General features: G+C 48.7%; 16 protein-coding genes. All 16 read left to right on the plus strand.

Features of this window, described 5'->3' with window-relative positions; translation table 11 throughout:
* The first annotated feature begins 15 nt into the window (after window positions 1-15).
* The 16 genes from recD2 to BUA83_RS00770 all read left to right on the plus strand — a co-directional run bounded on the left by recD2 (window position 16) and on the right by BUA83_RS00770 (window position 14,224).
* The gene (recD2, locus tag BUA83_RS00695) at window positions 16-2,187 is read left to right on the plus strand and encodes an SF1B family DNA helicase RecD2 (protein WP_072934269.1); all 2,172 of its coding nucleotides are present in this window, start codon (window positions 16-18) and stop codon (window positions 2,185-2,187) included.
* Complete coding sequence (locus BUA83_RS00700) at window positions 2,184-2,843, plus strand: ComF family protein (protein ID WP_072934270.1); 660 nt, start codon at window positions 2,184-2,186, stop codon at window positions 2,841-2,843. The genes recD2 and BUA83_RS00700 overlap by 4 nt, the downstream gene beginning before the upstream one ends.
* 221 nt (window positions 2,844-3,064) lie before the next feature.
* Entirely contained in the window at window positions 3,065-3,487 is a 423-nt protein-coding gene (locus BUA83_RS00705; RefSeq protein ID WP_072934271.1) for a hypothetical protein, read from the plus strand.
* Window positions 3,488-3,665: 178 nt separating this feature from the next.
* Window positions 3,666-3,947 (plus strand): flagellar biosynthesis anti-sigma factor FlgM, encoded by a 282-nt coding sequence (gene flgM / locus BUA83_RS00710; protein WP_072934272.1) that lies wholly within the window; start codon window positions 3,666-3,668, stop codon window positions 3,945-3,947.
* Between the two features lie 19 nt (window positions 3,948-3,966).
* Window positions 3,967-4,449, plus strand: coding sequence for a flagellar protein FlgN (locus BUA83_RS00715; RefSeq protein WP_072934273.1), 483 nt, complete (start codon window positions 3,967-3,969; stop codon window positions 4,447-4,449).
* A 9-nt stretch (window positions 4,450-4,458) separates the two neighbouring features.
* The gene (locus BUA83_RS00720) at window positions 4,459-4,929 is read left to right on the plus strand and encodes a flagellar protein FlgN (protein ID WP_072934274.1); all 471 of its coding nucleotides are present in this window, start codon (window positions 4,459-4,461) and stop codon (window positions 4,927-4,929) included.
* Between the two features lie 15 nt (window positions 4,930-4,944).
* Complete coding sequence (flgK, locus tag BUA83_RS00725; RefSeq protein WP_072934275.1) at window positions 4,945-6,690, plus strand: flagellar hook-associated protein FlgK; 1,746 nt, start codon at window positions 4,945-4,947, stop codon at window positions 6,688-6,690.
* An 11-nt stretch (window positions 6,691-6,701) separates the two neighbouring features.
* Window positions 6,702-8,030 carry a flagellin N-terminal helical domain-containing protein gene (locus BUA83_RS00730; protein WP_072934276.1) on the plus strand — a complete coding sequence of 443 codons (1,329 nt, stop codon included), beginning with the start codon at window positions 6,702-6,704 and terminating at the stop codon, window positions 8,028-8,030.
* A gap of 205 nt (window positions 8,031-8,235) precedes the next feature.
* Window positions 8,236-8,814: a DUF6470 family protein gene (locus tag BUA83_RS00735; protein WP_072934277.1), complete on the plus strand. Its 579-nt coding sequence runs from the start codon at window positions 8,236-8,238 to the stop codon at window positions 8,812-8,814.
* A 15-nt stretch (window positions 8,815-8,829) separates the two neighbouring features.
* Window positions 8,830-9,273 (plus strand): flagellar assembly protein FliW, encoded by a 444-nt coding sequence (gene fliW / locus BUA83_RS00740; RefSeq protein ID WP_072934278.1) that lies wholly within the window; start codon window positions 8,830-8,832, stop codon window positions 9,271-9,273.
* Entirely contained in the window at window positions 9,273-9,491 is a 219-nt protein-coding gene (gene csrA, locus BUA83_RS00745) for a carbon storage regulator CsrA (RefSeq protein ID WP_072934279.1), read from the plus strand. Before fliW ends, csrA begins: the two co-directional genes overlap by 1 nt.
* Window positions 9,492-9,557: 66 nt before the next feature.
* A complete protein-coding gene (locus BUA83_RS00750; protein ID WP_072934280.1) occupies window positions 9,558-10,019 on the plus strand; it encodes a flagellar protein FlaG in 462 nt (153 codons plus the stop codon).
* 12 nt (window positions 10,020-10,031) lie between these two features.
* Window positions 10,032-11,930 carry a flagellar filament capping protein FliD gene (gene fliD / locus BUA83_RS00755; RefSeq protein WP_072934281.1) on the plus strand — a complete coding sequence of 633 codons (1,899 nt, stop codon included), beginning with the start codon at window positions 10,032-10,034 and terminating at the stop codon, window positions 11,928-11,930.
* Window positions 11,931-11,956: 26 nt separating this feature from the next.
* Window positions 11,957-12,355: a flagellar export chaperone FliS gene (gene fliS, locus BUA83_RS00760; protein ID WP_072934282.1), complete on the plus strand. Its 399-nt coding sequence runs from the start codon at window positions 11,957-11,959 to the stop codon at window positions 12,353-12,355.
* On the plus strand, window positions 12,345-12,680 hold the full coding sequence (locus tag BUA83_RS00765) for a hypothetical protein (protein WP_072934283.1): 336 nt from the start codon (window positions 12,345-12,347) through the stop codon (window positions 12,678-12,680). The genes fliS and BUA83_RS00765 overlap by 11 nt, the downstream gene beginning before the upstream one ends.
* A 221-nt stretch (window positions 12,681-12,901) precedes the next feature.
* Window positions 12,902-14,224 carry a flagellin N-terminal helical domain-containing protein gene (locus tag BUA83_RS00770; protein ID WP_072934284.1) on the plus strand — a complete coding sequence of 441 codons (1,323 nt, stop codon included), beginning with the start codon at window positions 12,902-12,904 and terminating at the stop codon, window positions 14,222-14,224.
* The last annotated feature ends 149 nt before the right edge of the window (window positions 14,225-14,373 follow it).

Here is a 14,373-nt window from a genome sequence, read left to right on the forward strand (position 1 = left end):
AAGAAGAGGCGGAGCATGGAAAAACTGACAGGAACCGTGGAAACGATTGTTTTTGCGAGTGATGACGGACGTTTTTCTGTGTTCCGCCTTCGTGTTGACGGACAGAGAGGAATGGCCGCAGCGACAGTGAATGCTGAACCTCCGCTGGTGGGACAGCAGGTCACTCTGTCTGGTGAGTGGGTTCGGCATCCGCGTTTCGGTGAGCAGTTCAAGGCTGTGAGTCTCACGGTGGCGGCGCCTACAAGTGCCGAGGGGATAGAGAAGTTTCTTTCTTCGGGCGCTGTGGAGGGAGTAGGTCCTGCTGTTGCACACCGTCTTGTGGAAAAATTCGGACAGGATACGCTGGATATAATCGAAAATGCGCCCCACAGATTACGGGAAATTCCGGGAATCGGAGAGAAGACTGCGGAAAAAATTCACCGCTCCTATCAGGAAAAGGTGGAGCTGAAGGACATTATGCTATGGCTGGAGGCACACGGGGTATCAGGGGCGTATGCCGCGCGGATATACCAGCAGTTCGGTTCGTTTTCTCTCGGAGTAATGCAGGAGGATCCGTACCGTCTTGCGCAGGAGGTGCAGGGAATCGGGTTTACTACGGCGGACGCGATTGCCCGCTCTGCGGATGTACCGGCGGATGACCCGTCGCGGCTTCTTGCAGGTCTTGATTATACTTTGAGCTCCGTATCCTCCGCAGGACACTGCTGCGTGCCTGCTGAGTTCCTTATTGAACGTGCTGCGCGGCTTCTGGAGGTGCCAAGGGAAGCCGTGAGCGATGCGGTGCGCAGCGCTCTGCGCATGTGCAGGCTTTATGCTGAGCGTTTGGGAAGCGAGACTCTCATATACCCGCAGCAGCTTTATATGGCGGAAAAAGAGGTTTCAGATACGCTTCTTTATTTGAAAAAAGCTGCGGCGGTTTTTCCTGTCGAGGATTCTTCGCTGCTTATAGACGAGTGGGAGACCACCGACAGGCTGGATTTGGCGGACGGGCAGCGTGAGGCTGTGGCAGGCGCGCTGCAGTATGGAATTTTCGTTCTCACAGGAGGCCCGGGAACGGGAAAAACAACTGTCGTGCGCGGTATGATTGCTGTACTGGAAAAGCTTGGACTTACAGTGCTTTTGGGTGCGCCGACAGGACGCGCGGCAAAGCGGCTGGCTGAATCAACCGGAAGGCGTGCCATGACGGTTCACCGTATGCTGGAGGCGCAGGGGGTGTCGGAGGACGACGGCTCCATGTTTGCCAAGGATGAGGATGAACCGTTGGAGGCAGATGTCATCATTTTGGACGAGGTTTCAATGATGGATATCCTTCTTATGCAGCATTTTCTTGCTGCAGTTCCGTCGGGCTGTCATGTGATTCTCGTCGGTGATGTGGATCAGCTTCCTGCAGTAGGGCCGGGAGCTGTTCTCCGTGAAATTCTTCGTTCGGGAGTTATTCCAAGTGTGCGCCTCACTGAGGTATTCAGACAGGCTGAGGAAAGCATTATTGTACGAAACGCTCACGCGATAAACAGGGGAAGGATGCCTGAGTGTGAACCCGGAACAGCCTTTGAGTTTCGCGAAACCCATTCTGCCGAGGAGGCTTCGGAGGTTATCGTGCAGCTTTGTGCTGACGAGCTTGCGCGGGAGGGTATTGACCCCATGCGCGATGTGCAGGTGCTGTCTCCTATGCACAGGCAGGAGTGCGGTGTTGATGTGCTGAACAAACGTCTTCAGGAGGCGCTTAATCCAAAGCGCCCCGGACGGGACGAGCGTCCTGCGGGCTGGTTTACCTACCGCGTAGGTGACAAGGTTATGCAGATAAAGAACAATTACCAGAAAAATGTGTTTAACGGTGATGTCGGCTTTATTACTGAAATCACACCGGAGCTTGTGACAGTAAGATTCGGTGATGAGCTTGAGACAGACTATGAGAAAAGCGAAATGCAGGAGCTGGCACCTGCCTATGCGGTGAGTGTACATAAGAGCCAGGGCAGCGAGTATCCTGTAATTATCCTGCCGCTGGTGCCGGGACATCATATCATGCTGCAGAGAAACCTTCTGTATACTGCGGTGACAAGAGCCAAGGAACGCGTTGTTCTTGTGGGAAGCCGTGCGGCGCTTCGGACTGCTGTGGAAAATGACCGCACACGCAGACGCTACACGCTGCTTGCGGAGCGGCTGGCGCAGGTGCCGGAGGATGCAAAATGAATCTGTTGTCAGGAGTTCTTGATTTTCTTTTCCCGCCAAGGTGCCCGATATGTTCGGCGTATGTCAGCGAAAGGGGAGGCTGGTGCAAGGAGTGCCTGAGAAGTGCTTCCGATACAAGAAGACTCCCGATGGATGTGGAAACTATTTCCGTGCTTGATGAGGTGTGGGCGCTGGGGAAATATCATGATGGACTTCGGCCTCTTTTGGTTCCGTTGAAATTTCACGGCAAGCGTGACCGACTGCCGTATCTGCACACGTTTCTTGAGTCAACGGGGAACAGAAACGTGAATATCTTGATGCAGGTGTCAACGGCTGTGCCTGTTCCACTCCATGAGGAACGCGAGAAAGCAAGAGGCTTTAACCAGACGGAGCTTATTTTCAGGGAATGGGCGCTTTCTAAGGGGATGTCCTGGCAGCGTGCATTGGTAAGGTCGAGAAGTACTACTCCGCAGTTTGGCCTTGGCGCAGATGAGCGTATAAAAAATCTTTCGGGAGCTTTTTGCTTGTCGGAGTGCGCTGATGTGCGGGGGAAATGTCTGCTGCTGGTTGATGATATATGTACCACGGGAACAACTCTTCGGGAATGCGCAAAGGTGCTTCGCAAGGGGGGAGCGGAAAAAATTTTCGGACTTGTCCTGTCAAGTGACAGGTCGTGAATCTCTTCTTGCCGTGCTCATGAAAAAAATATATAACTCGGCAAAAGATGTCCCCCACTTCTGTAAGTGGGGGCTGGGACAAATAACAGGCGGCGAGCATATCTCTCGCCTCGTTGAAACGCTGACAGAGGAAGTTTTGCCCTTGGCAAAACTGTATCAAAGGCGTTATAATATATGATATATGACGCTGAAAATGAAATTTATACACAGGAGTGATAGATATGGCAAATCAATTGAAGAACTGTTCAGAATGCGGACGCATTTTTGTTGATACCGGAATCGGTGTCTGCCGTGACTGCTATGAGAAGCAGCAGGATCAGATGCAGGAGATTTCTTCCTACGTGCGTGACAACCCGCACTCTACGGTCAAACAGATCTGCGAGGCACTGAAGGTAAAAGAGAAGCTTGTAATGCGTATGATTCGTGAGGGACGTTTTGTTACGGACGGAATTTCTATTGAATATCCATGCGAGTCCTGCGGCACACCTATTACCAGCGGACGTTTCTGCGATAAATGCAACGATGACCTTGCAAAGCAGATGCAGCAGACACAGCAGAAGATGACTGCAAAGGTTGCAGCTGCTGCTCCGCAGAAAAAAGGCTCGGGTATGTATTCAAGGGATATGGGTAAGAAACTCAGCTGATTTTTCAAAAGGCATCTTTTGGCAAAAAAGAGAGCATTTGAGAGCTATAGCGAGATAATCTTAATTAAACAGGTGAAAATCACGAAAAGCGGGAGTTAAGAATCCCGCTTTTTTTTTCGATTAATGAGCAGAAAGAAAAACGAGGGGAAAATACCCTTTAGCAAGGATGGTGGAAACCATGTTTATCAACAATCACATTCAATCGCTGGCAAGTGTATACGGCGCACAGAGTGTAAGCGGAACAAGCACAAGAAAACCGGTTACAAAGGCTGTTGAGTCCAGCTCTGTTCAGCTTTCGACGCAGGCACAGGATTTCAGCGCTATTCTTCAGAAGATCCGTTCCAAGAAGGACGACGTCCGTATGGATAAGGTAACTGAGCTCGAAAGCCAGATTTCAAATGGCACTTATAAGATTGATGAGAATGCAATCGCAGCCAGCATGCTGAACATGCGTTATTGATTGAAACGGGGCCGGTTATATGTGGAAGGAACTTGTGAGGGTGCTGGATGCACTTACGGAAGCCTACAGTCAGCTTTTGAAGATTGCCAGCGCGAAGCGCGGCGTACTTGTTACAGTGCAGCTTGAAAAGCTGGAGAAGCTGCTGGAGGTTGAAAAAACGGTTATTGACCGTATCCATAAGCTCGAGGATGAGCGCAGGAGTGTGCTTCTGCAGTTATGTAAGTCGGAGAAATCTCTGCTTCCGGAAATGAGCATGAAGGAAGTCACGGAACATAGTCCTACGCCATACAAGGTAAAGCTCGCGGAGCTTCATGAAAAGCTTGGTGAGCTTGTAAAGGAAGCCGGCCAGAAAAGCGAGGAAAATGAATTCCTCATTAAAAGTGCCCTTGGTGCCGTTCATTATCATCTTAACCGTATCGGAAATTCTACGGTGGAGCCTGCGTACGGGCAGAAGGGGCAGGAAATTGTAACCCGGCATAAGAATTTTGATTTCGAGGCATGAGGTCACGGAATGGATGAAATTATACGAATCCTGCGCGCAGAGCTTGCGCTTTGTATGAAACTTGAGGCAGCGGCGCAGGCACAGAGGGAAGCACTCAAAGCAAATCTCGACGGCCGGCGTGTCACGGAGACAACGCAGACCGTCGATGGACTTTTACGGCAGATTTCGGTCTTTGAAAAGCAGAAGGAGGAGCTTCTGCAAAAGGCAGGATGCGAGTCAATGCTGGAGCTCTTGAAGCATCAGCCGTATTCAAAGGAAAAAATGGAAGCAAAGGAATATATGAACCGTATGACGGAACTTTTCCAAAGAATTCGAAATATCGGTTCGGCCAATAAGCTTCTTTTGAAGAATGATATGGAGTATCTGACGTTCAGTCTCAATGTGATGACACAGTCGCAGGCAGGACCGGGATATGATGATACGGAGTCGCCTGACAAGGCGGCAATTCAGGGAAAGAAATTGTTCGACCGGTCGGTCTAGAAAGGGTGAAATACAATGGCAGTACGTTCCACATTTGCGGGACTTAATACAATGTACCGCGGTATCAGTACAAACCGTCTGGCACTTGATACGGTCGGACATAATATGTCGAATGCAGGCGCGGTTGGGTATTCCCGACAGAGCGTTAACCAGGCGGCTGTTATGCCGGACAAGATTTACGCCAACGGCACTCAGCAGTATGTAGGCTCGGGCGTTGATTCGCTCTCCATCACGCGTGCCCGTGATGTATATGCCGATAAAAAATACTGGGCAGAAAACGGCACACAGAAGTATTTGACAACCCGTGAAAATAACTACGGCAAGGTTGAAGAAATATTCAATGATTCACAGGATACAGGCGTGAAGAATGCTGTAACAGAGTTCTACAAGGCACTCTCCGACTGGTCTACGAATAATAGCGATGTCAGCGAGCGTGTGGCAGTGCTTGAAAAAGCAAGCATTTTGTCAGAACGTATCAACCGCAGCGGTGAACAGCTCCAGTCACAGATTACTTCACTGTATAATGATATCACCGCGAATGTTGCAAAGGTGAATGAAATCACAGACAACATCGTATCTCTTAACAGAAGCATCATGGCTCTGGAGGCTGCCGGGGGTTCAGCGAATGATCTCCGCGATGCCAGGGATAATCTTGCTGATGAACTCTCGGGATATATGAGCGTTTCGATATCCGAGGAAAAGGATACCAGCATGTACACCATCGTGTGCAATGGTGCAACAATCGTAAACGGTATCACTAAAATCGACCTCAAAATGGGGCCGCGTGATGATGACGGAAATGTTATCGGCATGCACAACAAGGATTACGGCCTCACAGATTACAATATTGAGCTGGGTGACACAGGAGTTGTGTTTGACCCGCTGAATGGAACCCTGGCTGCTGAGGTTGATGCCATTGCCGAGGACAAGAAATATATCGACAAGCTGGCAGATATGGCATCCTTCCTTTTGGTACAGTTCAACGGACAGCATCAGCAGGGTGCCGGTATGGACGCCAATAATACCACAGGAACGAACTTCTTCGGTGATAATAAGACAATCTATACGTGGGAAGCGGATGCCAACGGAAATTACCGCACAGTAGCAACGGCGTATGCAGATGGTCTTACCGCGACGAAATATCTCAAAAAGGATGCCGACGGGAATTACATCAAAAATGCCGATGGAAACTTCGAGGTCGGCATTACGGTGGCAGGCAGCGGCACGGCAACGGCGGAGGAGCTGAAAGGCATCCTCGCCATCAAGGCACTGGCTGTCAACCCGATTCTCAATGAGGTGGACGGAGAAAAGAAGCTGGCAGGTCAGGCTTGGGTTATGCCGCCGTCGATTACTGATCCGACGAAGCCTGAGAGCGAAACTGATATGACACTGGTTGTCGCAAACGGAACTGCCGACGGCACAAACGGTGTACTTATGAGCACCTTGTTTAATCTTGGAAATACGTCGCTTAATTCGACAACCTGCTCGATTGGAACAAATTCCTTCGAGAGCTACTACAACTCAATTATGACAGCCATGGGTGTTGATTCCGCGGCATGTAAAGCAAATCTTCAGGCTCAGGAGGATTTGGTTGAGGAAGTTGAAAAATGGCGTTCGGCAACATCGGGTGTTAACTGGGATGAAGAGCTCACGAACATGATTACGTTCCAGCAGGGCTACAGCGCATGCAGCCGCTGCCTCACGACCATGGACGAAATGCTCGACAGACTTATTAACAGTACCGGTATGGTAGGAAGGTAAGGTGAACTGAAATGCGCGTAGCAAGCATGATGATGACAAATCGTTATCTCAAACAGCTGAACCGTACATATGAAGCTCAGACAAAGCTCATGGAGCAGAGTGACGGCGACAAGCTGCACCGTGCCTCCGATGATGCAATCGGATATTCGAAATATCTCCGTTACGGGGATTCCTATGCGGAGAACAATCAGTATCAGACGAATGTAAAATCCGCGATATCATGGATGAAAAACAGCGATGCTGCTGTTCAGGACATAAGTGACGCGCTGAAAACCATTGTTGAAAAATCCAATGCAGCGCAGGATACAAATACAACCACAGATATGCAGGCAATTGCGAAAGAGATGCTTGTAAAAGTCCAGCAGGTGGTTGCCGATGGAAATATGCAGGTCAACGGCAGATATCTTTTCTCGGGACAGTCGGATTTGAAGCAGCCTTATTCCATGTCCAATGATAAATTCCAGAGAGGGCTCACAAAGAACCTTGATGATAAGCAGACAGCGTTCTTTAATCAGGGAACTGCTCCGTCGAAAACGGCAAGCTCCGGAAATCTTTCACAGATGCTTACACTGAAAGGTTCTGATGGCAATGAGTACTACCTGAATACAATGGATGGCAATGTCTATTCCAAGGATTTTATGGACAACGGCTACAAGGACAAGATGGCAGCCGGACAGGCAACGGTGAAGGCCGGCGATGAGGCAGGAACAGTAAGCGGATGGGGCGGCTCAACTGAAGTGCACAATTATTTTGACGCCAATGGCGTGATTAACACAGATGGGGAAAGCTTCAGTTCGGATATCACCGTTGGCGGGGAAACTGTAACGTTGAAATTTTCTACGATTGAGCAGTATATCATCACATATTCCGGGGACAATAATCACTTCTCAATGGTCAAGGAGAATGGAGCTACACAGCCGGCTACGGATACCGTGAATATGAATGGCATAGATTTGGCAGGAACCAGCATTTTCGATGATGCGAACTCCGGAAACAGATCATCGGGCGCTGCAGCATTCAACGATGTGCTTACCGTCGTCGCAATGACGGATATGGGAAATGCGGCGTGGATGTCTTCGGACGGCAAGACACTGGCAAACAACTCCTTTGAGATTGTAAATACTTCCCAGTCCAAGCTTGCGGCGCGTCAGCAGGTGTACACTGACTGCCAGAATATGCTGACCACACAGAATGAATCTATCCTGACGGACATTACTGAGGTTCATTCGACAGATGTTGCGAAGCTGGCGACGAAGCTTATGGAAGCACAGACAATTTATCAGCTTTCGCTCTCGGTCGGCTCGAGAATCCTGCCGCCGACACTGGCTGATTACTTGTAAGAATGACGAATGCTTTCACTCAAAAATAAAGGCATTGAGCTGTTAAAATGAATGAAAGTTTTTTTATGGAAAAACATTTATTTTAGCGCTATAATATAAATGAGGAATAGTATTCTTTGACACCTGATCGGGATGCATGATGCGTCCCGCTCTTGTGCCATTCAGAAGATGGAACGCTTAAAGCCCAGGGAAAGGGGGGAAGCCTATGCTCTATCTGAACATCCGGCATACCCTGCCGCGAATAGGTATTGATATGCATATCTCGACACTGTCGAGCCGCATAAAAAAACCTCAGCCGCAGGGGGATTATGAGGCACCGCAGTCGAAGCTCGGCTACAGTCAGCCAAGCATGGAAGTCGATTCGTATCCCAGCCGTCACTCGTATGGTCATTCGACAATGAAGGATTTTACGAAGCAGTGCGGAGATCAGGGAAAGAGCGATGTCAGACAGTCTACGTCAAAGCATGCACAGGACACCTGGTCCATAATTGATAACGCTGCCCGGAAGGGACGCGATATCTTTGATGAACAGGCAGATGGCAGGCTTTCCGCGGAAGTCAGCAAGCAGCGCTATATCGAGGCACGGGCGATTCCGGATCCAATAGTTACAATGCACCCGTCGGAGCTGCACGGTACTACGGAGCCGGGGCATCATTCGGTAAAGATTGAGACCTCCTCAACAGCGGATGTTAAGTATAATCCAGGGAAATTTGAAGTCTACCTGCAAGACCGGGGTTCGATTCGAATGTGGACAACAGAAGGTCATTATGATATTTACGCATAATGGAGGAAAAGCTATATGAGAAAAGTCAGTACGGTACGGTTTGGTGAGATTGAGGTTGCGGAGGATAAAATCGTCCGCTTTGAAGAAGGTATGCCGGCTTTTGAAAAGGAGCACGAATTTGTGGTGATTCCTTATGATGAAAAAAGCCCCTATTATTTCATGCAGTCGCTTACAACGCCGGATTTGGCGTTTTTGATGACAGTACCGTACATCTTCTTCCCGGACTATGAGTTCCAGCTTGAGGATGATGTGACAGAAAAATTGGGAATCCGAGACCCGGAGGATATCATTCTGTACACGCTTCTGACTATACCAAACGGTGAGATTGCAGATATGACAACGAACCTTATGGCTCCGATTGTTATTAACAACCGTACGCTTGATGCGAAGCAGGTTGTGCTCGAAAAGAGCCGTTATACGACAAAGCATCCTCTGTTTCAGAAAAAGGAGGAGAAGTAATGCTCGTATTGACAAGAAAACCGCGGCAGCAGATTATGATCGGCGACAGTATCGTCGTGAATGTCGTTGAAGTGCAGGGCGACAACGTCCGCATCGCGATAGAGGCACCGCGGGATGTAAAAATATATCGCGGAGAGATTTACCGGGCAATCCAGGAGGAGAACCGGAAGGCAGCGATGCCGGCAGACCTCGATTTGAGCAGCCTGCCGAAGATTTAATTGTTAAGCCAAATACCCGTGTGGGTTCAGGGAAAGATAAAGCATGTATCTATGGAGGGATAAAAGATGATTGGAAAAGTTCAGGATGTCATGTCGGCTGCTATAGTAGTCGGCGCTGCCACAGGTTCAAATTCAGCCGGTACTTCTACCGGCGATACGCAAACGTTGGCGCAGAATAACGCTCAGCAGGCCCCGGCTCTTGCACCTCAGGCTGCTGAAGGCGCAAATGAAGCCATAAATGCCAGCGCTGCAGAACGTCAGCAGAAGGCTGCTGAGAAAAAAGCAGAGCAGGAAAAACCGATGGACGAAGAGGCCGTCACGCTTATGACGCAGGAGCTCAATGAGCTCATGAGCAAAATCAACTGCAACCTTCAGTTCAAATACAACAAGGAAGTTGATATGATGACTGTCAAGATGATTGACAAGCAGACAAAGGAAGTCCTGAAGGAATTCCCACCGGAAGAAATGATCAAGAATATGATCAAGGCCAAGGATTGGCTCGGTGCTTTCCTGGACAAGAACGCGTAAGGAGGGAGTACCATGGGTGTTAACGGAATATACGGACTCAGCGGCTCCGGTCTTGACGTGGAATCCCTCGTCAAGGTTGGAATGATGTCCAAGCAGTCCGAGTATGATAAGCTTTACCAGAAAACAGTTAAACAGCAGTGGACGAAAGAGGCTCTGGCGGATATTTATTCCGATCTTACAACCTTCAAGTACACAACGCTGTCAGGCTTTAAATCCCAGTCCAAGCTGAACGCTATGGCTGCGACAACAACAGACTCGACGGCAGTTACGGCAACGGCTAACGGTGCCGCTATTGCCATGAACCATAAAGTAGAGGTCACCAGCCTCAGCTCCAATGCGTACTGGCTGACGGATGGCACTATCACCCGTGAGGGTAAAGCAGACAGTATCAAACTGTCGGACAATCTGTTCAAAGATATCCAGTATGACGCTGAGGCATCGAAGAAGGCATCGGAAGAGGAACAAAGAGAAGTTGAAATCTATACATATACGACCAGCGAGCCGGAGATGGAAGACGATGGGAATGGCGGACAAAAGGTAAAAACGGATGAAGAAGGCAACACCATATACAAGAAGGTTCAGGTAAGGGGCGATGATATTGCTATCAAATTTACGGTATCAGATTCGGATGCGGTTCTTTCGCCCGAGGATAAAACGAAGGACTCGCAGACTGTTCTGACCGATGATGAGAAAAAGAAGCAGACCATAACATATACCTTCAAAGACTTGGCGAATGGAAAGACCTATAATGATATTGCTGCCGATGTCAATGCTATGGGTACGAATGTTAAGGCATCGTATGATTCCGTGACTGATTCCTTTACCTTCTACAACAGTGTCAGTGGAAAAGAGTCGGGTATCAAACTGTTGCTTGCAGACAAGGATACGACTACGGAGCATAACGGCGGTACATTTGCAGCCAAGCTTCTGAATAACCTCAATCTTAAGAAATCAGTGCCTGGCGAGGATGGCGCTCCGGAGCTTGAAGAACTGGGTAAGTTTGTGGCTGGGGATGCTCTTGATTCTTACGGCAATACGGGCTCGGTTAAAATCGATGGTAAGGAATATACTAATGTTCAGGACAATCGTATTACGGTTTCCGGCGTTACATACAATCTGCTGAACGCCGAGGTCGGCAAGACAACTACGATTTCAGTTTCACAGGATACAAGCGCTATTATTGACACGGTCAAGAGTTTTGTGGAAGAATATAATAAGGTTCTGGACAAACTGCAGGAGAAATATTCCACAAAGACCTGGTCTACTGATGACCTTGACAACGACTATGAGCCGTTGACCAAGACACAGCAGGCAGGCATGACCGCGGATCAGATTGAGTCCTGGAATGAAAAGGCAAAATCGGGTCTGCTCTATCACAACAGCATGATAAGAGACCTTATCAATAATATGCGTGATGCGATATCCACACGTGTTACCAGTGTTAACAGTGAGTATAATTCCGCTTCTGCGATTGGTATAACGTCCTCGGATAACAAGGGCCATCTTACATTGAATGAGGATAAGCTCAAGAAAGCCTTGGCAGCTGATCCGGACTGCGTATATCAGATTTTCGCAAACGATCAGGATAACTACACGGATCTTGATCCGAATAAACGGTATGATTACATCAAGTCGGAAGACTACAATGCCCGCGGTATTGTAAACCGTTTGTACTACGATGCAGTTACGGATGGAATGAACACGTTGGCGTCGTATTCCGGAACGTCGGCTGATGTAAACGATGAGACCACGTTGGGCAAAGCAATCGTTTCCCTGCAGAACCGTCTTGATACCCTTAAGACACGTCTGAGCGATTATCAGACAATGCTCTTCAAAAAATATGACGCTATGGAACGGGCGATTGCAAATCAGAACGCGCTCTTTGGAGCTATCTTCGGAGGCAACAGCTGATTTTCAAAAACTAAGGGGGAACAAAAATGGTAAATAATGCAGCGGAGGCGTATAAACGGCAGCAGGTGCTGACGGCTACGCCGGAGGCTTTGACCTTGATGCTGTACAACGGCGCGCTGCGCTTTATGACCGAGGGCCGTGAGGCTATCGAGAAAAATAACTTTGAGGAAGCCAACACGGCTCTGCAGAAAGCGCAGAGAATTATTACAGAATTCCGTGTTACCCTGAAAATGGAATATGAAATATCCCATCAACTGTTACCTCTTTATAACTACGTCTATGACCGTTTGGTCGAGGCTAACCTGAAAAGCGATGTAACCAAGGTTGACGAGGCTAAGGCCATTATAACGGAGCTTCGTGATGCGTGGGCTCAGGCAATGGTTAAGGCACGCAAGGAAAAGGGGCAGCAGGCAAATGGAGCATGATGCTAAAACGCTTTGGGGCAAATTCTCGGTACTGACCGAGGAAATGCGCAGATTCCTGACAAAGGAAGATATTGACCAGTATCTTGAGCTTGAGCACCAGAGGGAAACTGTTTATGACCTTATTAAGGCTTTGGATAAGGATGATTTCCGCACCTCGGAAGAGGGACAGGAAATGCTTGCCCGGCTGAAGCCCATCGAGGAAGGCATGATTCGCGACGCTCAAATCTGGCTGAACAAGTCACGTTCCCACAATAATCGTGTCCAGGGATACGGCAATATCGGGGGCTTCAGGCCCCAGGGAAACATTTTTAACAAGGGCTTTTGAGTAAAGATGGGAGTTAAATCCTACGGTTTTTTACAAAAAAGGACTTAACAAAAATGGTTTTACAACGATATAATAGATGACAGAGAGATAATATGTGAGCGGTCCGTTGTAATCCGGACGGAACGCTAGCACCAGAGGGAAACAAAGGCGCTCACTATTATATTTTAGAGCGGGCAGGGATGCCCGAAAACAACAACATATAAACCAGGGAGGAATTTATCATGGCAATGGTAGTAAAAAACAACATGTCGGCAGTCAACACGCTGAACACTCTGAACAAGAACTCGAGTGCACTTTCGAAGAGCCTGCAGAAGGTATCTTCGGGTATGCGTATCAACAGCGCAGCAGATGATGCTTCCGGCTATGCAATTTCCGAGCGTATGCGCGTTCAGATCCGTTCCTTGGATCAGGACAACAAGAACACTCAGAACGGCAACAGCATGATGAAGGTTGCTGAAGGCGCAGTCTCCAGCACAGTTGAGATTCTTAAGACTCTCAAAGAGAAAGTCATCAATGCAGCCAACGATACGAATACAGATGCAGACCGTCAGACAATCCAGAAAGAACTGGATCAGTCCATCGACCAGATTGATGACAACGCAAACGTAACGTACAACGGCAAATATCTTGTTGATGGTTCCCACAACAGCAAGACGACAGCTACGACGACGGCTTTGACGAACCAGAGTCTCTCCACGGATACGGTTCAGGGATCTAAGATTACAGAGCTTAAGAACCGCAGCGGCGAGAGTCTCTACATCCATTCTACTGATAACGTTACGATTTCCTACGTTAAGCAGGGTCAGACCTACACGACGACCTTCTCCGTTGGAACACAGACATTCGCGCAAATTCTTGCAAGAACGGCATACAACGGAACATCGACTATTGCTGGGCAGCTTACGCTTAACGCGTCTAAGACTGATGTCATCGGAACTGACGGCTCCGGCAACACTGTTTACACGGCAGACCGCGGCTGCGCTATGACGCTGACGGCAAAATCCTCCGGTACAGACGGACAGATTGCAGGCTTCACCATCAGCATCACGGACAACACAGGCAAGATTAACAAGAATGCAAATGCAGTTCTTGATAACTTCAACGAGTCCATCCGTGCACAGAACGCATCTGCAGACAACAGCCTTGTTCTCCAGACGGGCACGAAAGCGAACCAGGCTATCAAAGTCAGCATGACAGATATGCGCTCCGTTGCTCTCGGACTTAAGGGTACAGACGGCACAACGCTGAACGTTTCCACGCAGGCTAAAGCGAACGCAGCAATCAATGTTCTCGACAACGCTCTCCAGAAAGCACTGGATCAGCAGACGACAATCGGTTCTATTGAGAGCCGTCTCGAGTACACATCTGCAAACCTGACAACAGCTTCCGAGAACGTCCAGGCTTCCGAGTCCACGATTCGCGATGCCGACATGGCAAAGGAAATGACGGAATACACGAAGAACAACGTTCTTCTGCAGGCCGCACAGTCCATGCTTGCACAGGCAAATCAGAACAGCTCCTCTGTTCTCAGCCTGCTCCAGTAAGCTGCACTACCAAACAAACTCAAAGGCAGTCACTTCGGTGGCTGCCTTTTTCTGTGCAGTAAATTTTCCGATTGTAAAGGAAATTTACCCAAATTAGCGTATAATATATATTAAGTAAATTATGTGATTTTTGAAATATGGAAAGACAT

The sequence above is a fragment of the Schwartzia succinivorans DSM 10502 genome, assembly GCF_900129225.1.
GTDB lineage: Bacteria > Bacillota > Negativicutes > Selenomonadales > Selenomonadaceae > Schwartzia > Schwartzia succinivorans.

Bases quoted from the DNA above. Each gene is read 5' to 3' on its own strand.
- BUA83_RS00765 (WP_072934283.1), top strand. From the start codon at position 12,345: ATGGAGCATGATGCTAAAACGCTTTGGGGCAAATTCTCGGTACTGACC.
- BUA83_RS00730 (WP_072934276.1), top strand. From the start codon at position 6,702: ATGCGCGTAGCAAGCATGATGATGACAAATCGTTATCTCAAACAGCTG.
- BUA83_RS00720 (WP_072934274.1), top strand. From the start codon at position 4,459: ATGGATGAAATTATACGAATCCTGCGCGCAGAGCTTGCGCTTTGTATG.
- fliS (WP_072934282.1), top strand. From the start codon at position 11,957: ATGGTAAATAATGCAGCGGAGGCGTATAAACGGCAGCAGGTGCTGACG.
- recD2 (WP_072934269.1), top strand. From the start codon at position 16: ATGGAAAAACTGACAGGAACCGTGGAAACGATTGTTTTTGCGAGTGAT.
- BUA83_RS00700 (WP_072934270.1), top strand. From the start codon at position 2,184: ATGAATCTGTTGTCAGGAGTTCTTGATTTTCTTTTCCCGCCAAGGTGC.
- BUA83_RS00735 (WP_072934277.1), top strand. From the start codon at position 8,236: ATGCTCTATCTGAACATCCGGCATACCCTGCCGCGAATAGGTATTGAT.
- BUA83_RS00705 (WP_072934271.1), top strand. From the start codon at position 3,065: ATGGCAAATCAATTGAAGAACTGTTCAGAATGCGGACGCATTTTTGTT.
- fliD (WP_072934281.1), top strand. From the start codon at position 10,032: ATGGGTGTTAACGGAATATACGGACTCAGCGGCTCCGGTCTTGACGTG.
- BUA83_RS00715 (WP_072934273.1), top strand. From the start codon at position 3,967: ATGTGGAAGGAACTTGTGAGGGTGCTGGATGCACTTACGGAAGCCTAC.
- BUA83_RS00770 (WP_072934284.1), top strand. From the start codon at position 12,902: ATGGCAATGGTAGTAAAAAACAACATGTCGGCAGTCAACACGCTGAAC.
- BUA83_RS00750 (WP_072934280.1), top strand. From the start codon at position 9,558: ATGATTGGAAAAGTTCAGGATGTCATGTCGGCTGCTATAGTAGTCGGC.
- fliW (WP_072934278.1), top strand. From the start codon at position 8,830: ATGAGAAAAGTCAGTACGGTACGGTTTGGTGAGATTGAGGTTGCGGAG.
- flgK (WP_072934275.1), top strand. From the start codon at position 4,945: ATGGCAGTACGTTCCACATTTGCGGGACTTAATACAATGTACCGCGGT.
- flgM (WP_072934272.1), top strand. From the start codon at position 3,666: ATGTTTATCAACAATCACATTCAATCGCTGGCAAGTGTATACGGCGCA.
- csrA (WP_072934279.1), top strand. From the start codon at position 9,273: ATGCTCGTATTGACAAGAAAACCGCGGCAGCAGATTATGATCGGCGAC.